We start from the raw sequence: 20,806 nt of genomic DNA, 5'->3' as shown, positions 1-20,806 counted from the left end.
CGTCCCCAAATCATCTGCCCGATCTTTTCCGGGCTATTTTTTAAGCAGGTATTTTCGCAAGAACTCCAAATCAAAGAAGCGGTGGGCGGGAGACCCCCGCCCACCCCGGGCCGAATTACATCCAGCCACGCTCCTTGTAGTACTTCACGGCGCCCGGATGCAGCGGGGCCGAAAGGTTGTTGGTGATCATGTCGGCTTCTTTGAGGTTGGCGAAAGCCGGATGCAGCTTCTTGAAGCGATCGAAGTTTTCGAAGACCGCCTTCACCACTTGGTAGATGGTGTCTTCGTCCGCTTTCGTCGAAGACACGAAGGTCGCGCCAACGCCGAAGGTCTCAACATCATCGGCCGTACCGTCGTAAGTGCCGCCGACGACGGTCGCCTTGGCATAGTAGTCGTTGTCACTGGCCAGTGAATCGATCTCGGCACCGGTCACCGGCACGATGATCGACTCGCAGGACGTCGTGGCTTCCTTGATCGTACCGCTTGGGTGCCCGACGGTGAAGACGATGGCGTCGATCTTGTTGTCGCAGAGCGCTGAGGCCTGCTCAGCCGACTTCAGCTCAGAGGCCAATTTGAAGTCGCTCATCTGCCAACCGAGCTTACCCATCACGACTTCCATCGTGCCGCGGGCGCCGGAGCCGGGGTTGCCGACATTGACCCGCTTGCCCTTCAGGTCGGCGAAGGTCTGGATGCCGGAGTCTTTGCGCGCCACAACCGTGAAAGGCTCAGGATGCACGGAGAACACCGCGCGCAGGTCCTTGTTCGCACCGTTGGGGAACTTATCCGCCGCAGTGCCGTTGTACGCATGGTACTGCCAGTCGGACTGGGCAACACCCATGTCCTGCTCACCGTTGCTGATCGCATTCAGGTTGGCCACAGAACCACCGGTCGAAGGGGCCGTGCACTTGATGCCGTGGTCCTTCTGACCGCGGTTCACCAATTTGCAGATCGACTGTCCGACCACATAGTAGACGCCGGTCTGACCGCCGGTGCCGATGGTGACGAACTTGTCTTCCGCCTGCACCGATGCCGAAGCGCCCGCCAACAGCGCCGCTGCGGACAAGCCGAGGACAATGGATTTCAAAGCAATGCGTTTCATAAGTTTTTTGCTCCCGACCTTTTCGGTCTGAGTTGAAATTGTCACTGACAGGTCCGGTATCCCCGGCCTGCCGCTCTCCCCCCCGATTCGAAAATCAGGCTTGTATAAGGAACAACAGCGTAAAAAAGCCGCAGACAAGACTTGGGAGGGCCCCTGTCGGGCCGACCCTACGCGGTCTTGCGGCTTAAGCTGTAACGCAGCACTTGTCAGAGCTGATGGTTCCCTGTGCTGTTATCCGGCGATTTGTTCGCCGTTGTTGTGCAGCTATTCAACACAGTTCCATTGCACAATGTCCACCCCGTAGTTACCGATGGGCGAACAATTGCGGCTCTATCCCGCAGTCTGCCTCGCGTCGCTCTGTCGCAGCGGTCGAACTGGCTCCGGGTGGAATTCTGCCTTATTGTTCGCCTGTAATGCGCAAAACAGGCCGCCCAACGAACCAGCGGGCAGGACGGAAACGCCCTGTAATCCGCCGAATCACTGCAACTTTAGCGGTTGTTTCCCTTTTAGGGCACAGCCTGGCAATGTTGCTGGTCGCGGCCCTCACGCCCGCCGCCGAAGCCGCGTCAAACACGGTCTTTATGGAGATCTGTACGGCCGAAGGGATTGTCTTCCTGCCGGCGGATCAGCTGCTGGAACAGGGCGACGGGCGCCCGGCTGAAAAACACGACTCCGGCGGCGGTTTGGAAAGCTGCCCGGTCTGCTCGGCCTTTGGTCAACAAAGCCTCAGCGGACCTCCGGCAAGCATTGTCCTGGCACCGGATTGCACGGCCCAGGACCGCCCGGTTGCCCAGGGCAAAGTCACGCTACGGCGGCAGGCCGTCAACCTGCCCCGGACGCGCGCACCGCCCGTCTAGCGCCAGACGCTCCCAGCGGCCTAATACACAACCCGACAAACAGCCTCTGACCGCTTCCCGCGGCCAAGCAGCCGGCAGCGCCGCTGCCGGCACCTAAAAAGGAAGTTCCTACCCATGAAATACCGTATTGCGATCCTGCCGCTCGTGGCCCTTGCCTTCGGCCTGATGCTCAGCGCCGTCACTCCTGCCCAGGCGCGCGACTTCACAGTTGGCGAATTAAAGATCGAAACCCCCTGGGCCCGCGCAACCCCGGGCCAGGCCAAAAACGGTGCCGCCTACCTGATGATCCACAACGCCGGCGCGGCGGGCGACCGATTGATCGCGGCTGCCAGCGATGCCGCCCAGAGGGTCGAACTGCACAGCCACACGAACGTCGACGGCGTGATGCAGATGCGCCAGGTCGAAGGCGTCGACGTACCCGCCGGCGGCATGGCAACGCTGAAACCCGGCGGATATCACGTCATGCTCATGGGCCTCAAGGCACCGCTGCGCGAAGGCGATCGCTTCCCCGTCACCCTGACCTTCGAAAAGGCCGGCGATGTTGCGGTCGAAGTGTCTGTCGAGGCTGTCGGCAGCATGGGCGCGATGCCGGACGACGGCATGAAGAAAATGGATCACGGCACTATGAACCACGGAGAAACACCGAAGACCAACTAAGGCGTGGTCGAACCTAAGGTTTGGCCGCCCTTCATCATCAGGCGCGCGGTGGCGGCATCGGCCAAAGGACGGCCGATGGTACGCGCCGCCGCCGCCGCCGCGGCGACAAGTTCAGCATTGTCCCCAGCCTGGGCACCCGAGGGCAGGAACAGATTGTTTTCAAACCCCACCCGGGCATGCCCGCCCAAAGCAGCCGCTGCGGCAGCGCAGGCGGTTTCCTGAGGCCCGAAGGCGCAGACCGCCCAAGGCAGCCCAGTCAGCACCGGCACCACTGTCCTGGCCGACAGAAAAGGCAGCAGGTCCGTCGGTTGAGAGCGTTGACCGGCCGAATAACGGCCGAGGACGAAAAGCAGGAAAGCGGCCTCTTCCGGCACCACACCGGCGGCCATAAGAGCAGCCAGCCGCGTCACGTCCGCCGCGTCATAGAGAATGTACTGCGGCAGGATCCCGGCTTCGCTCAGCCACCCAAGGAACCTGCGCGCCTCAGGCTCGCTTTCCGCATCGGGCACGATTTCACGGATCGCCAGGCTGACGGCTTCCGGCACCAGGTCGCGAACCATCGCCATCTGCTGCTGCGCGTTGTAGATCCCCACCGCTTCGCTGGTCACCTGGATGACCATTGCATCGCCGACCCGCGCCCGAACGGCGGCAATCGCCTCTCGGTAGGCGCCGGCATCCAGGCTGTGTTTCTCCTCTGCGTCACGGACATGCAAATGGATCATCGCCGCGCCGGCCTCCAGCGCCGCAGCCGCCGTATCGGCTATCTCAGCCGGTGTGATCGGCAGGGCCGGATGATCCTGCCGGGTCTTGCGCGCGCCGTTGGGCGCCACGGCGAGAACGAGAGGCGTCCAGCCAAGCTCTGCCGATGTGGTCAAACCTTCATCCCGGCTTCGCTGAGCGCCCCGTCAACCGCGCGCCCCAGTTTGTCGACCAGTTCGGCAATGTGGTCCGGCCCGATGATGAAAGGCGGTGCCAGCAACACATGGTCGCCGCGCCGGCCGTCCGCCGTGCCGCCGCCGGGATAGCAGATCAGCCCCTCGGCCATCGCCCGCTGCTTGATCTTTGCATTGATCTTCAAGTCGGGATCGAAGGGCTCCTTGCTCGCCCGCTCCGCAACCAGCTCCAGCCCGATAAAGAGGCCCCGCCCACGGATGTCGCCAACATGATGATGATTGCCGAAACGGGCGTCCAAGGCTTCGCGCAAGGCCGTCCCCTGGCGCCGGACATTGGCCAGCAGGTCGTCCGTCTCAATGGTCTGCTGAACCGCCAGCGCCGCCGCACAGGCCGTTGCGTGGCCGATGTAGGTGAAACCGTGCTCAAAGGCGCCCGACCCCTCGGCAATGGTATCGTAGATGGACTGGGAGGCGAGAACCGCGCCGATCGGCTGATAGCCGCCGCCGAGGCCCTTGGCACAGGTCAGGATATCCGGTGCGATACCATCCTGCTCACAGGCATACAGGCTGCCGGTACGGCCCATCCCGCACATGACCTCATCAAGGATCAGCAAAATCCCGTGGCGATCGCAGATCTCGCGGATGCGCTTGAAGTAGCCGGGCGCCGGCGGCACCACGCCGGCGGTCGCCCCGACCACCGGCTCGGCGATGAAACCGGCAACGGTTTCAGGACCGACCCGCTGGATCTCCACCTCCAGCGCATCGGCGGCGCGCAGGCCGTAAGCTTCCTCGGTTTCATCAGCTGCCTGATGCCGGTAAGCGTAGCAGGGCGCGATGTGGCTGGCCGGCATCAGCAGGGGCTGGAAGGGCGCGCGCCGCGCGACACTGCCGCCGACGGCGAGCGCGCCCAGCGTGTTGCCGTGATAGCTCTGTTGCCGGGCGATAAAGTGGTGCCGCCCCTCCTCGCCACGCTCCAGATGGTACTGGCGGGCCAGTTTCAGGGCCGTCTCATTGGCTTCCGAGCCGCCGGACACGAAGTAAACCCGTGCCAGACCCTCCGGCGCCCGGGTGACGAGGTGCTCGGCCAGGGCCTCCGAGGGCTCGGTTGTGAAGAAGCCGCTGTGGGCATAGGCGAGACGATCGACCTGCGCCTTGATGGCGCTGACCACGGCCGGGTGACCATGGCCCAAGCTGGAAACGGCGGCGCCGCCGGAAGCATCGAGATAGCGGCGGCCGTCCCGGTCAATCAGATAGGCGCCCTGGCCGCCGCAGGCGACCGGATAACGCGCCTTGCTGTGACGCGGAAAAACGTAGCTCACGGGATGACACTCACAGGCTGTCGCTGGGGCTGTCGCTGAAAGGCTTCAGCAGCTCTAATTTAGACACCCGGTCCCAACCACGGGCAAGTCTTCATCTGCTTGCAGGGAAACATTTTCTTTCCGTATAGCGATCAGAGCTTCGCGTTGTCTCCGGCAAAGAGGACCATTAGGATGCGCCGGCGCCCGCATGACGAGGGCCGCAAGGCAGAGTGCCGATCAAGGCTGATGCCGGTTGGGACCAATGCCGATACTGGGCAAAATGACGAGGGGGCGTCTGAGACGTTATGGACCTGAAGGAACACATCCGGGCAATTCCCGATTTCCCGAGCGCCGGCATCCTGTTTTACGACATCTCCCCTCTGCTGGCCCACCCCGGGGCCTGGCAGGCGACCGTGGATCGCCTGGCGACCATCGTCGAAGAACACAAGCCGGACGTCCTGGCGGGCATCGAATCCCGCGGTTTCCTGGTCGCCGCGCCCCTCGCGCTGAAGCTGAATCTCGGTTTCGTTATGGTCCGCAAGCAGGGCAAGCTGCCGGGCGCGACAATTCCTTATACCTATGACCTGGAATACGGCAGCGATACCATCGAGATCCAGGCCGATGCGGTAGAGCCCGGCCAGAAGGTCTTTCTGCTGGACGACCTGCTGGCCACCGGCGGAACGATGAATGCCGCGGCCCGGTTGCTGCGCTCGGCCGGCGCGGAAGTTACGGGCGCCGCCTGCATTATCGAGCTGACCTTCCTCAAAGGACGCGATCATCTGGATATGCCGATCCGCACCCTTCTGCCCTACGACAGTTGACCCTTTGGCGGTTGAATAGCGAATCACGCCGCTAAATCGGCAATATGACTGGTTGCGGCGCCGGTTCCTTCAGAATCGGTTAACCCTCTCTGAGTTATCAGTCGAGACTCGCGCTTTGTGGCTTAGCGTGGGCTCCGGCGTTGTTCAGTCCTTCGCCGCCGGCCCGTGCAGAGGCTGCAGGCGCCCTGTTGCTGGGAATTGTCGTCTTTATGCCTGCCGGGGCTAACACCTTCTCATTCGCTGCTGTCATGCTGGTCACTGCGATGGCGCCGGCAATGCTGGCTGCCATGGCCCTGGCATTCGACCGTCAGCGCGGCGGCACCCCGGCGCTGAAATGGTGGTCGGCCAGCCTGGCGCTGGAAGCGGTCCAGCTCGGCGCTCTTGCCCTGTCCTCATGGCATTTTCCTACGTGCTTCGAAGCCATCCACGAAGGCGGACAGGCGATGATCGCCTTCTTGCTGCTGGGCGGCACCCTCGCCTTTCTAGGCTACCGTACCTATCTGCGGCCCCTTCTCTTCGCCGTTACAGTCGTTTTCCTGGGCACATCCAGTTGTATCGCCTACCCGGAGGTTCCCCTGATCGTGTTCCTGGCACTGCGTCTGGGCGCTGTAGCGGCGATCGGACTCGCCGGGATCCTCTTTTGGCGCCGTTACCGCGACAGTCAGCAGCTTGCCGCGATTTTCTGCGCCGGACCGTTGCTGATCTTCGCGACCTACCTGTTGGCCGAGCTGCTGCGCGTCCTGCTCGACCCGACAATGACCAGTCTGGACCCCACCGGCGACTGGCGCGTAATCCTGCACACCGGCCTGGTTCTTTTCTGCATGATCTGCATGGTCTTTGCGGTCCAGGACGATCTGCACAATGCCAAGGCCTCCGCCGAAGAAAAGGCCGACAGCAAGTCGCGGCTTGTGACGGCGATCATCGAGAATATCCCCGTAGGCGTCTGCATCTTCGATGCGAACCTGCAGCTCGTGGCCTTCAACAGAGAACTGAGCAAGCTGCTCGGCCTTCCGATGGAGTTGCTGGAACGCGGTATAAGCGTCCGAGACCTGGTCCGCTTCAACGCGGAACGCGGCGAGTATGGCGATGTGGACGTCGAGCAGGAAGTCGCCCGCCGAACCGCCATCCTCCTGGAGAATCTGCAGTTCAGGATGGAGCGTCTGCGCCCGGACGGCTCTATGCTGGAAATACGGACCCGTCAGTTGGCAAACGGCGGTTACGTGATGGTCTATACCGACATCACCGAAACCAAAAAAATCGAAGCCGCCTTGCGGAAGAGCGAACAACGCTACGCACTGGCACTGAAGGGCGCCAATGAAGGAATCTGGGAGTGGGGGGACGAGATAAACGGCGTCTACATCTCACGGCGGCTGCGCGAAATTGTCGGCATTCACGGTTTCGGGCCAACCATTGCCTCAGCCGAATGGTATCAGCGCGTTCATCCGGAAGACCTGGATGTCATGAAAAAGCTGATGAGCGACCATCTGCGCGGCAAATCGGAATTCTATGATCATGAGTACCGGATACGCGGGGATGACGGCCAGTATCGCTGGGTTCGCCTGCGCGGCCTGGGGCTGCGCGATGAGGACGGCCATGTCTACCGCATGTCGGGATCTCTAAGCGATGTTACCGAGCGCAAGGCGGCGGAACAGGAGCTGCTGCGCGCCAAGGAGGCGGCGGAACTCGCCAACCGGACCAAGGGCGAGTTCCTGGCCACCATGAGCCATGAACTGCGCACGCCGCTGAACGCCATCATCGGATTTTCCGAGTTGATCGACCAGCAGGTCTTCGGGCCCGTCGGCCACGAGAACTACTGCGACTACATCAAGAATATACACGAGAGCGGCAACCACCTGCTGACCATCATCAACGACATCCTCGACGTCTCCAAAGCAGAAGCGGGCATGATCGATCTCTACGAAGAAGAGGTCGACCTGCGCGAGGTGGTCGCCTCGGGCCTGCGGCTCATCGGGCCGCGGGCGCGCGAAAACGCGGTGACCCTCGAGACCGATTTTGCGATGCCCCTGGCGCTCGTACAGGCCGACCAGCGCCGCTTGAAACAGATCCTTATCAATCTGCTCTCCAACGCCGTGAAGTTCACGCCATCGGGCGGGAAAATACTGGTGAAAGCCTGGGCGACCCCTGGTGAAGGGGCCGGGTTCGAGGTGACCGACAACGGCATCGGCATCGCCGAAGAGGATCAGATCCGCATGCTTGAGCCCTTCACCCAGGTGGAATCGGGTCTCAGCCGCAAGCACGACGGTACAGGCCTCGGCCTGCCGCTCTGCCGCGCTCTGATCGAGATTCACGACGGCTGGCTGGAACTGAACAGCACCCTGAACGAAGGGACCAGCATCGCCGTCTGCCTGCCGGTCGAGCGGATCAGCAGCAAGCTTGTCGAGGCAGCCTGACCGCTAAAGGTCGCGCCGCTCCTCCGGTGCCTGGCAAAACGCTTCGGCAAGCATCATCAGGTCTTCATCGCTGCCATAGGGCGCAATCAGGGAAAGCCCGACAGGGCATCCCTCGACCGTGGCGAGCGGCAGGGTGATCTGCGGCAGGCGCGACAGACCGGCGATACAGGTCAGGCTCAACGCCGACGAGCGATGCTCACGCAGGGCCTCTGCATCGGCGTCGCAGCGCGGCGCGATTCCCGGCGCCGTCGGCAGTACCAGCAGGGCATCGTCACCCAACAGGTCACCCAGTCGTTTTGCAAAGGCCTCACGCAGGGGCCGGGCTTCCTTGACATGTTCTTCGCCGATGCCGTGGGCCCAGTCGAAACGTTCCTGGGATTCCGGGCCGAAAGTTGGCTTCACCTCGGCGATCCAGGCGCCATGAGTAGCGATGATCTCGCGGGCCTGCAGATGACGGAAATGCCACATCCACTGCTCCAGGCTCACATCATCGCCGGCGGCTTTGACCGGCACAGCCTCGGTGATGCGCTGCTCCAGACGGTCGATATGCGGGGCCAAGGCAGCCTGCACAGCCGGTGTCGCAAGCGCCATGGCATCCGCAGCCAGGAAGAGGCGGCGCCAACGCGATGCCTCGCCCTCCGCACCGCCAAGCAAAACCTGTCCGACACGCCGCAGCAGGCCCGCGTCACGGGCGAACCAGCCGACCGTATCAAAACTGGTCGCCAGGGGCATTACCCCTTCCAGCGAGATGCGGTCGTGGCTCGGGCGCAGGCCGAAGAGGCCGCAATAGCTGGCGGGGATGCGAACGGAGCCGCCGGTGTCGCTGCCAAGAGCCGTATCCGCAAGACCGCCCGCCACCGCCGAAGCGGAGCCGCAGGAGGAGCCGCCGGGAATGCGCCCCGGTGCGTTCACATTGGTCGGTGTGCCGTAGTGATGGTTCTGGCCGTTCAGGCTGAAGGCCAGCTCATCGGTAACCGTCTTGCCGACCAGGTCCGCGCCGCCGTCCAGCAGCGCCCGAACCGTCGGTGCATGGGCGCCGGCCGGCGCATGGCTGCTTGCCCAGTCCGGGTTACCGCAGCCCGTCACAAAGCCCTGGATATCGAAGATGTCCTTGGCCGCAAAGCGCAGGCCTTTCAGGCGGCCGCTCTCGGCGCCGCCGATCTGCGGCTGCGGCGCCGGCACAAAGGCGCCCAAGGCGTCCCACGGCGGACGGCCGTCGTCCAGGCCGGCAAAAGGATCGTTCTGGTTCATCTGCTCCCCTTCCCCCCAAAAAAGAGCGCCATGCTTCTTGATCGAGACGATCAGGAAACGCAAATCGCCCTGTAACTCATACCCGTAACGTATAGAAGCAGCGGCGGCCTCAGGTCGCCGTCTCGTCGACCTCCGGCTCCTCGGGCCGGCGCGGCTTCTGCGGATCTTTGCGCCGGATAATGATATCGCCGTTGTCGAGCATCTCCGGCAGCTCGTACTGCGGGATGCTGTCGACCAGCAGCCGCATCGCCCGCATCATCTGCTCGATCCCTTCACGGGCAAGGTAGCCGGGGGTCTCTTCGCCTTTCGGCTCATCCGCCAATACCGCGGAACAGGGAAATATGACAAGGCCGCCGGTGAGCAGAACCGCCGCGAGGGCGGCAGGAATGAAGGCCTTTCGGGAAGCGCGCATCGCTATGCTCCTTTGCATCGAACCTGGGATACAACGGCAGTCCGAGGGGTCGAATTCCATCTTGGCGTCAGTCTACATGCAAAAAGTGGCCAGTTTCGGGCAAGGTTATCATGCGCTGCGGGGATGCCCCAGCCCCCTTGCGCCCGCCCCCTTGTGTCCCCGGGCAACCGCCCTCGACAGAGGCCGGTCCGGCATGCGAGGAATTCGGTTCTGACTGACCGGAGAGTCGGCAACCAAAAAAGGGTGCAGAGGCGTATGAGTGACGATATCGCAATGCTGACGGCGGAGACCCTGCTGGCCGCCTTTCGGGCGGGCGAACTGTCCCCTGTCGACGCCACCCGGGCCGCGCTTGATCGCATCGAACGCTTCAACACCAAGCTGAATGCCTTCAATCTGGTGGACCCCGAAGGGGCATTGGCCGCCGCCGGGGAATCGCAGGAACGCTGGCGCCTGGGCGTTCCGCGCGGCCGCCTCGACGGCTGCCCGGTTTCGATCAAGGATCTGCTGCTGACCCAGGGCTGGCCGACACTGCGCGGCTCCAAGGCCATCGACCGGCAGCAGGACTGGGATGAGGATGCCCCGGCAGTCGCCCGCCTTAAGGAGCACGGCGCCGTGCTGCTGGGCAAAACCACCTCGCCCGAGTTCGGCTGGAAGGGCGTGACCGATTCGCCGCTCGATGGGATCACGCGCAACCCCTGGAACCCCGCGACGACGCCGGGCGGCTCCAGCGGCGGTGCCGCCGCCGCGGTCGCGGCAGGTATGGGGCCCCTCGCCCTGGGAACCGACGGCGGCGGCTCGGTGCGCATCCCCGCGGGCTTCACCGGCATTTACGGTCTCAAACCCTCGTTCGGCAGAATCCCGGCCTATCCGCTCAGCCCCTTCGGCACGGTGTCCCATATCGGACCGATGACCCGCAGCGTCGCCGACGCCGCGCTGCTGCTTTCGGTCCTTGCCGAGCCCGATCCCCGCGATGCCTACGGCCTGCCCTACGACGGCAGCGACTATCAGCAGGGATTGGACGACGGCATCGAAGGCCTGCGCGTCGCCTTTTCACCCAGCCTGGGAGGACATCAGGTCGATCCGGAAGTGGCGGCGCTGGTGGCAAAGGCGGCCTGGGCCTTCGCCGACCTCGGCGCCAAGGTCGAACTGGCGGAGCCCGATCTCAGCGGCTCGGACCAGGTCTTCCGCTGTCTGTGGTATGCCGGTGCGGCAAACCTGATGCGGCGCTTCGATGCGGCGGCTCAGGAAGAGATGGATCCGGGCTTCCGGGAAATTGCCGCAGAGGGCGCGCGCTACAGCCTGCTCGATTATCTGGCCGCTGTCGGTCGGCGTGAAGAACTGACCGTGGCGACAAATCTGTTTCATACCGACTATGATCTCTTGATCACCCCAAGCCTGCCAATTGAGGCTTTTGACGCCGGTGTGGAGGTTCCTGCCGGCAGGGCGATGACGCGCTGGCCGGACTGGACGCCGTTTTCCTATCCCTTCAACCTGACCCAGCAACCGGCCGCCTCGCTACCCTGCGGACTGACAGCGGCAGGCCTGCCGATCGGGCTTCAGATTGTCGGGCCGCGCTATGCGGATGCGCTGGTGCTGCGCGCCTCGCGCGCTTTCGAAGCCGCCTTTCCCTGGAGTTTTCCGGATCTGGAAACCAGCCTGGCCTGAGCCTGCCGCGGGGCCGGCTACCAGGTCAGAAGTAGCGTGTCCCCGCGCACCTGATAGCTTTCGAACTGCTTCAGGAAAGTCATGCCGAGCAAGGAGACCGAACCCGGCCCCTCGCCGACCGACGCCGGCAGGTCGTAAAGCTCCATCTGTCCGATGCGCAGGGAGCGCAGCTCTATGGGCGCGGCGCGGATTTCACCGTTCACGGTCTCATAGCGTTCGCTGAAGGTCAGCCGGTTCGGCGACCACCCCAGCTTCTCCGCATCCTGGGCGGTGAGGAAAATCGAGCTGGCGCCGGTATCGATCAGAAAGCGCAGCACCTCTCCATTGACGGTGGCATCGACCATGAAGTGTCCATGGGCCCCGGCCTTCAGGACGATGTCCGATCCCCCAGCCGGACCTGGACCAGCCTGGCCCGGATCGGTACCGGCGTAGGCAGCGCCCGGTCCGATCAAGGCCGGCGTGACGTCGCGTATCAGCGGCGCATCCGGATCGGCAGGCGCGCCATAACGGTCCATCAGCACGGCAACGGCGATTCCGGTCACGATTGCCACCGTGGCCAGGCGCAAGGTCTGTCCCAGCAAACCGGTGGAAGCGATCCGCTGTTTCCTGTATTCGGCCATGACCGTTTCTCCCCGCCGACACGCGGTATTCGACAGGGCGGCGGCCCTGGTTGTGTCGCATGGTGAGGGGCCATGGTGCGCGGCCTGGGTTAAAGCTTTTCTTACCTTCGTGGTTAATCCAGCACCTTAGGAGGGTTGGGAAAATTTTAGTAATTCTCTTTTTATATCAATATATTAATATCAATTCCTCAGATTGAAGTATAACCGCCTTCCAGCATGACGATGGCCCCGTTCATCAGATCGGAAGCCGGGGAAGCCAGGTAGAGCGCAAGGTCGGCGACCTCGACGGGCTCACCGAAACGGCCCAGCGGCGTCTTTTCGAGCATCGGCTGCCCCTTGTCGGGATCGCCCCAGACCTGACGGCCCATGGGGGTCATGATAATCGTCGGGCAGATCACATTGACCTGCACATTGTGCTTCGCCCATTCGACCATCATCGCCCTGGTCAGGGCGTTCAGCCCGCCTTTCGACGCAGAGTAGGCCCCGTGATCGTCCAGCGCGATGACCCCGGCCTGCGAGGAGACGTTGATGATCTTGCCGGCGCCCTGCGCGATCATGCCCGGCGCCAGGGCCTGGCCCAGCAGAAAGGGCGCCCGCAGATTGATCGCCATGGTGCGGTCCCAGTCCTCGACACCGGCCTCCAGCAAAGGGGCAATGAGGGCGACGCCGGCGCAGTTCACCAGAATGTCCACCGTGCCGAAGTAATCCAGCGCCTCCGCCGCCGCCGCGCGCGGCCCTTCGGCGGTCGCCATGTCGGCGGCAACCGCAAGGCCGCGCCGCCCCCTGGCGGCAATCAGGTCCACCACCTCGGCCAGACCCGCCTCGTCGCGCCCGACGGCCACGATGTCGGCGCCGGCGTCGGCAAAGACCGAACAGATCTCAAGCCCGATTCCCTTGGAGGCGCCGGTAACCACGGCCCGCTTGCCGGAGAGGGAGAAACGATCGATCCAACGCCCGGTTCCGGGGTCCGTGTTGCTCGCTGACATGGTGGTCTCCTCCTTCGCGATTGAAATTCTTCAAGGCCGCATCAGGCCGCCGTGCTGAAAGATCGCCGCCGTCGCGACGCCCAGCAGGCCGACCTCCGACAGAAAGTCCAATACCGTATAGCGGCTGCGCAGAAACCGCGCCCTGTCCAAAGTCGCTTTGTGATGATCGGGGCTGAGGCCGATCTCAGCCGCCAGGGTCGGCGCACCGGCAGCGGCCAAAAGGTCGCGCAGGTCTCCGGCACGCAGCAGGTGCGCCCCCAGGCGGCGGCGCAGAGCCGGCCAGGTCTCGGCAATCAAAGCCAGACGCTCAGCATGGGCGGCGGGCGACAGGTGCTTTGCCTTGCTCTCCACGACCGCCCGTCCGGCGACCGCGTCATTGGGAAAGGCTCTGTGGATCGCCGCCTGCGTCTCGTCGAAGCCGGGGGCTTCGGCGATGATTTTTTCCTTGTCCAGGCTGGTCAGATCCTGGGCGAGCAGCCAATCGAAAAGCGCCAGCACCGTCAGGCTGCCGATGGAAACGCAAGCGCCGTGGGAAACCGGGACACCGTTGTGACTTAGATTTTCCATCTCCCAGAGATGGGCGATCTGATGATCGGCGCCGGAGGCCGGCCGCGAGGAGCCGTGAAACTCCATGGCCAGGCCGGTCACCGTGAGCCCGGCGAAGAGGCCGGCCATCGCCGCCGCGTCGCCCCTGCGCAGCGCCGCAGGTTCGGCCAGCCAGGCCCGCAAGCGATCCTGCACCAGGGGCCAGGCGACATCATCCAGAGGCTCGATCCCCAGGGCATCGGCCAGAATCCAGTCGCCCCCGGCGGGCACCTTTCCCGCCAGATCGCCGTAGCCCCAGCCGGTCATCTCCGCCGGGGCGGCAGCGATGACATCAAGGTCCGCCAGGATGGCGCGGGGCGGCGCACAGGCGATCGTGTGCTTGAAACCGCAATCCACCAGGGGCGCGCCCGCGCTGGCATAGCCGTCCATCGAGGCGGCGGTCGCCACGCAGAAGAACGGCCGGCCCTCCACAAAGGCGGCGTACTTCACCAGATCGTTGAGCACGCCGGAGCCGACGGCGACAGGCACCGATCCGGCCGGCGCAGCCAACCAGCGGCGGCCAACCTCTTCAGCCAGTTCCCGCGTCGGCTTCAGCCGGGGCTCCGCCGGAAGAACCAGGGTTTCCGTCGCAATGCCGTCGGCGGCCAAGCGGGCCAGGACTGTCTCGCCGGCCGCCGCGAAGGTGTTGCTGTCCGCCACAAGAAAGGCCGGCGCCGGTCCGAAGTGGCGGCGGAAAACCTCCGCCGAGCGGTCCAGTGCGGCGGAGTCGACGAGAATCTCCACAATGTGCTGCGAACGCGCGACCGCCGGCACCACGATGTCTTCGAGTTGTCGTCGCCAGTCAGACATTCGTTTCCTTCAGTCGCACAAGTCCTTCAGGCGCGCAGACTGCGCCCATCGGCGGCAAAGAGATGCAACCGCTCGGCATCGAAATGCAGCCCCAGGGAGAGGCCGGCATGCACGGTCGAATCGCCGTCGACCTTCACGACCAGGCGGTCGCCCAGCGCGGTACGGCCATAGAGATAGGTTTCACCGCCCAGGGCCTCGGCCACCTGAACCTCGATATCGACGGCACCGGTTCCGGCCTCTGTCAGGCGCAGATGCTCCGGCCGGATACCGAGACGCCCAGCACCGTCCTGCCCCAGGGTCATGCCCAGGGGAATGGCCGCGGTGCCGTAGACGGCCTCCGTGCCGCCCTGTGCGGCCCGCAGCTGGACATCCAGAAAGTTCATGCTGGGCGCCCCGATGAAGCCCGCCACAAACTCCGTCGCCGGGCGATGATACAGTTCCAGCGGCGGCCCGACCTGCTCGACCCGCCCGCCGTTCAGCACCACGATCTTGTCGGCCATGGTCATGGCCTCCACCTGATCGTGGGTCACATAGATCATCGTCGCGCCGAGTTGTTCGTGGAGGGCCTCCAGTTCGACGCGCATCTGCACCCGCAGCTTGGCGTCGAGGTTCGACAGCGGCTCGTCGAAGAGAAAGACCTGCGGTTCCTTGACGATGGCCCGGCCGATAGCGACCCTTTGGCGCTGCCCGCCGGAAAGCTGGCCGGGCTTGCGTTCCATCAGGTCTTCAAGCTGCAGGATGCGCGCTGCCTCGGCCACCCGCTCCCCGCGTTCGGCAACAGGGACGCCGTTGACCTTCATGCCGAATTCCATATTGGCGCGCACGCTCATGTGGGGATAAAGCGCATAGGACTGGAACACCATCGCCACGCCGCGGTCCGACGGTGCCACCGCCGTGACATCCTTGTCGCCGATGGAAATGACGCCGGCGGAGATTGATTCCAGCCCGGCAATCGCCCGCAGAAGGGTCGACTTGCCACAGCCTGAAGGCCCGACAAAGACGACGAATTCGCCGTCCTCGATATCCAGCGACACATCATGCAGCGCCTGTACCGCCCCATAAAACTTGTCGACTTTGGCAAAGGCGACACGCGCCAACGGCTCCTCCCCTACTGCTCAGCTCTTTGGCCGCCGCGCCATTCTATGGCCGGCAGCGTCGTTTTTCATGCCGGTACCGCCTCGGTCCGCATGTCTCATCGCTAGCACGCACGAAAACAATTGTAAATCCAATAAGACATTTGTATGTTGCGGTAACAAGACAACAAAAGGGAGGAACTGGTGATGCTGAAATCCACATTTCGTGGCTTGGCCCTGGGCGCCGCGGCAAGCTTGTCGCTAAGCGCCGGACAAGCCTTCGGGTGGTCGCTTGAGGAAGCGGCCAAGCCCTATGCCGGAACGACCGTCGACGTCGTTTTCCTGCTTCGGCCGGGCTATGAGGCCGCGGAGAAGATGCTGCCGGAGTTCGAGGCGGCAACCGGCATCAAGGTCAACATCATCAAGCATCCTTATGAGAATGCCCTGGGCGAGCAGGTGCGCGATTTCGTCGCCAATGGCGATCTGGACATCGCCCTGATCGATCTGGTCTGGATCGGCAATTTCGCCGAGAACGAATGGATCGTGCCGCTGGAGAAGTTCACCTCCAACGCGGCCCTGGCGGACCCGGAACTGGACATCGACGACTTCTTTCCCCTGGTGCTGAACGCTTTCGGCGGTTGGAACGATACGGTTTACGGCCTGCCCTTCGACAACTACTCGGGCCTGATGTTCTACAATTCCTGCATGCTGAAGGAAGCCGGTTTCGACGGCCCGCCCAAGACCTGGAGCGAACTGAAGGACGTCTATGGCCCGGCGCTGACGAAAGACGGCAAGTATGCTTTCGCCCTGCAGTCCAAGCGCAATGAAACCCAGTCGGCCGACAGCTTCGCGCGCGTGCTCTGGCCCTTCGGCGGCTCCTTCCTGGACGACAAGTTCAAGTCCAACCTGCTGTCTGCGGAGAGCCAGGCCGGCCTGAAGTTCCGCCAGGACCTGATGCAGTACATGCCCGAAGGCATCGTCGCCTACGACCATGCCGAGACGGTCAACGCCCTGGCCCAGGGCGATGTCGCCATGATCACCGAGTGGTCGGCCTTCTATTCGACCCTCACCTCATCCGAAACCTCCAGGCTCGGCGACTGCTTTGGCGTCGCGCCGGAGCCCATGGGCCCCGCCGGGCGCAAGCCGGCCCTCGGCGGCTTCTCCCTGGCTGTGGCAAGCCAGGCCGACGAGAACGAGCAGGCCGCGGCCTATCTCTTCATCCAGTGGGTGACGTCGAAGGCCAACGCCAAGCGCTATCTGGAAATGGGCGGCGTACCGGCCCGCCAGAGCGTCTACAAGCTGCCGGGCGTGGCCGAGGAGTACAAGTTCGTCGATGCCCTGGTCGAATCCTGGCAGGACGGCGTGCCTGAGTTCCGTCCCCGCTTCGCCGAGTGGCCGGAGATCACCGAGATCGTCCAGGAATGGGGCACCAAGATCATGCTGGGCAACGTGACCACCGAGGAAGGTGCAGCCGAACTCGGCAAGCGTATGGAAGCGGTGCTGGAAGAGGCCGGCTACTACGCCGGTGACAAACCGCTGGCCCAGTAAAACGATAGGCGTAAACGAACCTCCCTGGCGGCAAGGGGAAAGGTCAAAATCCTTTCCCCTTGCCGTTTTCTTCCCGCTGGGTTGTTGCAGGGCCTCCGCAAGAGCGCGCGCCGGTCAACAGGAAAGAGGGTGAACCATCATGCAGGCAGGCCACGTAGGTCGGTCCACCATCTTCGGCTTCCTCGGCCCGGCGGTTCTCACCCTGGCCTTGATCGGGATCGCACCGCTGGTCTTCGCGATCTACACATCGCTCCATAAGTACCAGCTCACCAATCTGCGCCGCACCCCCTTCCTGGGGCTGGAAAACTATCAGACTGTGCTGAGCGACCCGGCGTTCTGGGACGCGATGCAGCGCACCATGACCCTGCTGGTCATCGTTCTGCCCCTGCAGCTCTTGATCGGCATGGGCATCGCCCTGCTGCTGCACCGGCCCGGCCTCGGCTTTCTGAAGACCCTCACCCGGCTGTCGCTGGTGGTACCCATGGCGACGACCTATGCCGTGGTGGGCCTGCTCGGCCAGATCATGTTCAATCTGAAATACGGCGTGGTGAACCAGTTGATCGGGTTCCTCGGCGTCGACCCGGTGAACTGGCTGGGCGATCCGACCAACGCCTTCATCGCCATCGCCTTCTGGGACGTCTGGCAGTGGACGCCCTTCTGCGCCCTGGTGCTGCTGGCTGGGCTCACCACCGTGCCCGGCGAGATCGAAGAGGCCGCGCGGCTGGAAACCAAGAAATGGTGGACGGTGCTGCGCCACGTCCAGCTTCCCTTCCTGATCCCCGGCCTGACGGCGATCCTGATCCTGCGCACCGCCGATACCCTGAAGCTCTTCGATATGGTCTTCACCCTGACCCGCGGCGGGCCCGGCTCCTCTACCGAGTTGATCAGCCTGCTGATCCAGCGGGTCGGCTTTCGTGTTTTCGACCAGGGCCTCGCCTCGGCCCAGGCGATCATCCTGCTGATCATCACCATTGTGCTCAGCCAACTCTACATCCGGCTGATCTATCGCGAGGTCGACCAATGACCAACCGCAGTCTCATTCTCCAGATCCTCCTGCTCGTGGTGATCGTTCTCTTCTGTCTCTTTCCGTTCTACTGGATGGTCACCACCAGCCTGAAGGATCAGATCGTCGCCCTCGCTTCGCCACCGGTCTGGAGCTTTGTGCCGACCTTCGACAACTACACAGAAGCGCTGTTCGAAGACAAGGTGGGGGCCAGCCTGATCAATTCCCTCATTGTCGCCGTCTCGACGACCCTTCTCGCCCTCGTGCTCGGCGCGCCGGCGGCCTATGCCCTCGCCCGCTTCGAGTTCCGCGGCAAGCGCGACCTCTGGTTCTGGTTCATCACCAACCGCATGGTCAGCCCCATCGTGCTGGCGCTGCCCTTCTTTCTCATCGTGCGCAGCTTCGGCCTGCTCGATACCCACATCGTGCTGATTCTGATCTACCTGACCTTCAACCTGCCCATCGTGATCTGGATCTGCACCGACCAGTTCCGCTCGATCCCGCGTGACCTGGACGAGGCGGCGACCCTGGAGGGCGCCAGCCAGTTCCGTATCTTCCGCTCGATCTGCCTGCCGCTCGCCGCGCCCGGGCTTGCGGTCTCGGCGATTTTTTCGTTTATCTTTTCCTGGAACGAGCTGATGTTCGCCCTGGTGCTGACCCGCACCGCCGCCAAGACGGCGCCCGCCGTCGCCGTCGGCTTCATGGAAGGCTACAACCTGCCCTACGGAAAGATCATGGCGACCTCCACCCTGATCGTCATACCGGTGATCATCTTCGCCCTCATCGCCTCCAAGCAACTGGTGCGTGGCCTCACAATGGGTGCGGTGAAGTAGCCATGCGTCCGCTCGCCGACTTTCCCCTGGCCGCGCGCCGCGCCCTGCGTTTCGTCCTTGCCGATATCGACGACACGGTGACCGAAGACGGGCGCCTGCCCTCCGCCAGCCTGGCAGCGATGGAGCGGCTCTCGGCCGCCGGCCTTCATGTCGTCCCGGTGACCGGCCGTCCGGCCGGCTGGTGCGATCACATCGCGCGCATGTGGCCGGTAGATGCGGTCGTCGGGGAAAACGGGGCCTTCTACTTCGCCTACGACCGCACCAGGCGGCAGATGCTGCAGAGCTTTGCCAAGACGCCGGCAGAGCGCGAAACCGACCGCCAGCGCCTGAAACGGCTGCGCGAGCGCATCCTGGGCGCGGTGCCGGGCGCCGGTATCGCCTCCGACCAGGATTACAGAATTGCCGATCTGGCCATCGATTTCTGTGAGGACGTAGCGCCCCTCTCCAAGGAGGATATCGGGCGCATCGTGGCGATCTTCGAAGACGAGGGCGCAACGGCCAAGGTCAGCTCGATCCATGTGAACGGCTGGTTCGGCAGCTATGACAAACTGTCCATGACCCGGCGCTGCCTGGCCGAGCGTTTCGGCATCGACATGGAGGCCGCAAGAGCGGAAATCGTCTTCGCCGGCGATTCACCCAACGACCAACCCATGTTTGCCTATTTCGAAAATGCCATAGGTGTGGCAAACGTCCGCGACTTCGATCTCGCGACGCCGCCGAACTGGATTACCCGGCAACGCTCTGCGGCGGGTTTTCAGGAACTGGCGGACGCGATTCTCGAAGCGCGATAAAACGATGAGAGACGGCAGAATATGATACGGGCGCCCAAGACGCTTCAGATAGACGAGGATGAGCGGTTTCTCGCCCGCGTCGCCTGGTTCTATCATGTCGAAGGCCTGACCCAGGGCGCAGTCGCCGAACGCCTGGGCGTCACCCGGCTGCGGGTCAACAAGGCGCTGGCGGACGCCCGGCGCCTTGGCGTCGTGCGCATCTCCATAAACTCGAGCTTCGGTTCCTGCGCCGAGGTGGAGGCGCGGCTGAAAACCCGCTTCGGCCTGGAAGACGCCTATATCGTGCCCAGCCCCGCCGACCCGAACAACGTTCAGACCATCGTCGGAACGGCGCTGGGCCACCACCTGACGCGGCTGCTGGCGAACCCGCAGATCAAACTCTTCGGCATGTCCTGGGGCAACACCCTGAACCTGGCCACCCGCTTCATGGAACCGGTGCACCGTCCGGACCTGGAAATCGTCTCCATGATGGGCGGCATGACCAAGGGATCGGACATCAATACCTTTGAGGTCACCACCCGCCTGGCCGACCTCTGCAGTGCCCAGCACAGCTATTTCACGGCACCGCTCTACACCGGGTCGAAGGAAAGCCGCGACACGCTGATGGGGCTCGACGTCTTTCGCGCTGTGCTGGACAAGATCCGCCGCGTCGATGCGGTGACCATGGCCGCCGGCGACACAAGCGCGGCATCGATCCTGGTGAACGACGGCCTGCCGGGCGACATCGCCATCGAAGAACTGATCGAGGCCGGCGCCGTCGGCGACATTCTCGGCCAGTTCCTGGATGCCCGGGGACAGCTGGTCGACCATCCCATCAACGACCGGGTCATCGGCGTCGGCATGAAGGACCTCTTCGACATGAAGTCGGTGATCCTGGCGGCCGGCGGCGCGCACAAGGTACCGATCCTGGCCGCCGCCCTGGGCAGCGGGGCGGTCGACGTCTTCATCTCCGACGAAGACACCGCAGAGGCGGTGCTGCTCGGCGCCGAGGCGAAGCCGCAAGATCAGGCCAGGACGTAGATCGGATCATGTTTTGACGGAACCACTTCGTGGTTTCGACAAAACATGTGAATCCGATCGACATCAAACAGGTAGAGCAGATTCACCGGGTTGATGGATCGCTTTCTGCGATTCCATCCAACCCGGACCTGCTCTAGGACGCGGAGTCTTTAAAACCCATAAAAGCCTGAATG

Annotated in this window: 19 protein-coding genes; 10 read left to right on the top strand and 9 right to left on the bottom strand. The window is 63.6% G+C overall.

Going from position 1 to position 20,806, the window contains the following annotated elements:
* Positions 1-115 precede the first annotated feature (115 nt).
* Positions 116-1,099 carry a TAXI family TRAP transporter solute-binding subunit gene (locus HBA54_RS16450; RefSeq protein ID WP_167226557.1) on the bottom strand — a complete coding sequence of 328 codons (984 nt, stop codon included), beginning with the start codon at positions 1,097-1,099 and terminating at the stop codon, positions 116-118.
* Positions 1,100-1,623: 524 nt separating this feature from the next.
* Here HBA54_RS16450 and HBA54_RS16445 point away from each other — a divergent pair.
* Both HBA54_RS16445 and HBA54_RS16440 read left to right on the top strand, forming a co-directional pair.
* Positions 1,624-1,956: a DUF2946 family protein gene (locus HBA54_RS16445; protein ID WP_167226555.1), complete on the top strand. Its 333-nt coding sequence runs from the start codon at positions 1,624-1,626 to the stop codon at positions 1,954-1,956.
* Between the two features lie 114 nt (positions 1,957-2,070).
* Complete coding sequence (locus HBA54_RS16440) at positions 2,071-2,613, top strand: copper chaperone PCu(A)C (RefSeq protein WP_167226553.1); 543 nt, start codon at positions 2,071-2,073, stop codon at positions 2,611-2,613.
* On the opposite strand, the gene HBA54_RS16435 is transcribed toward HBA54_RS16440, so the two are convergent.
* Both HBA54_RS16435 and HBA54_RS16430 read right to left on the bottom strand, forming a co-directional pair.
* A complete protein-coding gene (locus tag HBA54_RS16435; protein WP_167226551.1) occupies positions 2,610-3,488 on the bottom strand; it encodes a beta-keto acid cleavage family enzyme in 879 nt (292 codons plus the stop codon). The genes HBA54_RS16440 and HBA54_RS16435 overlap by 4 nt on opposite strands.
* Complete coding sequence (locus HBA54_RS16430) at positions 3,485-4,825, bottom strand: aspartate aminotransferase family protein (RefSeq protein WP_167226549.1); 1,341 nt, start codon at positions 4,823-4,825, stop codon at positions 3,485-3,487. The genes HBA54_RS16435 and HBA54_RS16430 overlap by 4 nt, the downstream gene beginning before the upstream one ends.
* A 284-nt stretch (positions 4,826-5,109) precedes the next feature.
* Here HBA54_RS16430 and HBA54_RS16425 point away from each other — a divergent pair, with 284 nt between their 5' ends.
* On the top strand, positions 5,110-5,625 hold the full coding sequence (locus HBA54_RS16425; protein WP_167226547.1) for an adenine phosphoribosyltransferase: 516 nt from the start codon (positions 5,110-5,112) through the stop codon (positions 5,623-5,625).
* Between the two features lie 209 nt (positions 5,626-5,834).
* Entirely contained in the window at positions 5,835-8,036 is a 2,202-nt protein-coding gene (locus HBA54_RS16420) for a PAS-domain containing protein (RefSeq protein WP_167226544.1), read from the top strand.
* A gap of 3 nt (positions 8,037-8,039) precedes the next feature.
* Here the strand turns inward: HBA54_RS16420 and HBA54_RS16415 are convergent, their stop codons facing one another.
* Both HBA54_RS16415 and HBA54_RS16410 read right to left on the bottom strand, forming a co-directional pair.
* Positions 8,040-9,287: an amidase gene (locus HBA54_RS16415; RefSeq protein WP_167226542.1), complete on the bottom strand. Its 1,248-nt coding sequence runs from the start codon at positions 9,285-9,287 to the stop codon at positions 8,040-8,042.
* Positions 9,288-9,396: 109 nt separating this feature from the next.
* Complete coding sequence (locus HBA54_RS16410) at positions 9,397-9,699, bottom strand: hypothetical protein (RefSeq protein WP_167226540.1); 303 nt, start codon at positions 9,697-9,699, stop codon at positions 9,397-9,399.
* A gap of 255 nt (positions 9,700-9,954) precedes the next feature.
* Here HBA54_RS16410 and HBA54_RS16405 point away from each other — a divergent pair, with 255 nt between their 5' ends.
* Complete coding sequence (locus tag HBA54_RS16405) at positions 9,955-11,364, top strand: amidase (RefSeq protein ID WP_167226538.1); 1,410 nt, start codon at positions 9,955-9,957, stop codon at positions 11,362-11,364.
* Between the two features lie 17 nt (positions 11,365-11,381).
* Here HBA54_RS16405 and HBA54_RS16400 read toward each other — a convergent pair whose 3' ends face one another.
* The 4 genes from HBA54_RS16400 to HBA54_RS16385 form a co-directional block, all read right to left on the bottom strand.
* Entirely contained in the window at positions 11,382-11,984 is a 603-nt protein-coding gene (locus HBA54_RS16400; RefSeq protein WP_167226536.1) for a retropepsin-like aspartic protease family protein, read from the bottom strand.
* Positions 11,985-12,172: 188 nt separating this feature from the next.
* On the bottom strand, positions 12,173-12,970 hold the full coding sequence (locus tag HBA54_RS16395; RefSeq protein WP_167226533.1) for an SDR family NAD(P)-dependent oxidoreductase: 798 nt from the start codon (positions 12,968-12,970) through the stop codon (positions 12,173-12,175).
* A gap of 30 nt (positions 12,971-13,000) precedes the next feature.
* Positions 13,001-14,365 carry a sn-glycerol-1-phosphate dehydrogenase gene (locus HBA54_RS16390; RefSeq protein WP_167226531.1) on the bottom strand — a complete coding sequence of 455 codons (1,365 nt, stop codon included), beginning with the start codon at positions 14,363-14,365 and terminating at the stop codon, positions 13,001-13,003.
* A gap of 26 nt (positions 14,366-14,391) precedes the next feature.
* Entirely contained in the window at positions 14,392-15,462 is a 1,071-nt protein-coding gene (locus HBA54_RS16385; protein WP_167226529.1) for an ABC transporter ATP-binding protein, read from the bottom strand.
* A 183-nt stretch (positions 15,463-15,645) separates the two neighbouring features.
* Here HBA54_RS16385 and HBA54_RS16380 point away from each other — a divergent pair, with 183 nt between their 5' ends.
* The 5 genes from HBA54_RS16380 (at position 15,646) to HBA54_RS16360 (ending at position 20,633) form a co-directional block, all read left to right on the top strand.
* Positions 15,646-16,986 (top strand): ABC transporter substrate-binding protein, encoded by a 1,341-nt coding sequence (locus HBA54_RS16380; protein ID WP_167226527.1) that lies wholly within the window; start codon positions 15,646-15,648, stop codon positions 16,984-16,986.
* Between the two features lie 139 nt (positions 16,987-17,125).
* On the top strand, positions 17,126-18,010 hold the full coding sequence (locus tag HBA54_RS16375) for a carbohydrate ABC transporter permease (protein ID WP_167226525.1): 885 nt from the start codon (positions 17,126-17,128) through the stop codon (positions 18,008-18,010).
* Positions 18,007-18,822, top strand: a complete 816-nt coding sequence (locus HBA54_RS16370; protein WP_167226523.1) for a carbohydrate ABC transporter permease — start codon at positions 18,007-18,009, stop codon at positions 18,820-18,822. Before HBA54_RS16375 ends, HBA54_RS16370 begins: the two co-directional genes overlap by 4 nt.
* A 2-nt stretch (positions 18,823-18,824) precedes the next feature.
* Positions 18,825-19,613, top strand: a complete 789-nt coding sequence (locus HBA54_RS16365; RefSeq protein WP_167226521.1) for an HAD family hydrolase — start codon at positions 18,825-18,827, stop codon at positions 19,611-19,613.
* A gap of 21 nt (positions 19,614-19,634) precedes the next feature.
* Complete coding sequence (locus tag HBA54_RS16360) at positions 19,635-20,633, top strand: sugar-binding transcriptional regulator (RefSeq protein WP_167226519.1); 999 nt, start codon at positions 19,635-19,637, stop codon at positions 20,631-20,633.
* Positions 20,634-20,806: the final 173 nt, after the last annotated feature.

Source organism: Pelagibius litoralis, from assembly GCF_011683915.1.
GTDB classification, from domain to species: domain Bacteria; phylum Pseudomonadota; class Alphaproteobacteria; order Kiloniellales; family Kiloniellaceae; genus Pelagibius; species Pelagibius litoralis.
Note: the sequence above shows the minus strand (reverse complement) of the source record. Positions and strands in the feature narration are given on the sequence as shown.

Bases quoted from the DNA above. Each gene is read 5' to 3' on its own strand.
- HBA54_RS16450 (WP_167226557.1), bottom strand. From the start codon at position 1,099: ATGAAACGCATTGCTTTGAAATCCATTGTCCTCGGCTTGTCCGCAGCG.
- HBA54_RS16445 (WP_167226555.1), top strand. From the start codon at position 1,624: ATGTTGCTGGTCGCGGCCCTCACGCCCGCCGCCGAAGCCGCGTCAAAC.
- HBA54_RS16440 (WP_167226553.1), top strand. From the start codon at position 2,071: ATGAAATACCGTATTGCGATCCTGCCGCTCGTGGCCCTTGCCTTCGGC.
- HBA54_RS16425 (WP_167226547.1), top strand. From the start codon at position 5,110: ATGGACCTGAAGGAACACATCCGGGCAATTCCCGATTTCCCGAGCGCC.
- HBA54_RS16420 (WP_167226544.1), top strand. From the start codon at position 5,835: ATGCCTGCCGGGGCTAACACCTTCTCATTCGCTGCTGTCATGCTGGTC.
- HBA54_RS16415 (WP_167226542.1), bottom strand. From the start codon at position 9,287: ATGAACCAGAACGATCCTTTTGCCGGCCTGGACGACGGCCGTCCGCCG.
- HBA54_RS16410 (WP_167226540.1), bottom strand. From the start codon at position 9,699: ATGCGCGCTTCCCGAAAGGCCTTCATTCCTGCCGCCCTCGCGGCGGTT.
- HBA54_RS16405 (WP_167226538.1), top strand. From the start codon at position 9,955: ATGAGTGACGATATCGCAATGCTGACGGCGGAGACCCTGCTGGCCGCC.
- HBA54_RS16400 (WP_167226536.1), bottom strand. From the start codon at position 11,984: ATGGCCGAATACAGGAAACAGCGGATCGCTTCCACCGGTTTGCTGGGA.
- HBA54_RS16395 (WP_167226533.1), bottom strand. From the start codon at position 12,970: ATGTCAGCGAGCAACACGGACCCCGGAACCGGGCGTTGGATCGATCGT.
- HBA54_RS16390 (WP_167226531.1), bottom strand. From the start codon at position 14,365: ATGTCTGACTGGCGACGACAACTCGAAGACATCGTGGTGCCGGCGGTC.
- HBA54_RS16380 (WP_167226527.1), top strand. From the start codon at position 15,646: ATGCTGAAATCCACATTTCGTGGCTTGGCCCTGGGCGCCGCGGCAAGC.
- HBA54_RS16375 (WP_167226525.1), top strand. From the start codon at position 17,126: ATGCAGGCAGGCCACGTAGGTCGGTCCACCATCTTCGGCTTCCTCGGC.
- HBA54_RS16370 (WP_167226523.1), top strand. From the start codon at position 18,007: ATGACCAACCGCAGTCTCATTCTCCAGATCCTCCTGCTCGTGGTGATC.
- HBA54_RS16365 (WP_167226521.1), top strand. From the start codon at position 18,825: ATGCGTCCGCTCGCCGACTTTCCCCTGGCCGCGCGCCGCGCCCTGCGT.
- HBA54_RS16360 (WP_167226519.1), top strand. From the start codon at position 19,635: ATGATACGGGCGCCCAAGACGCTTCAGATAGACGAGGATGAGCGGTTT.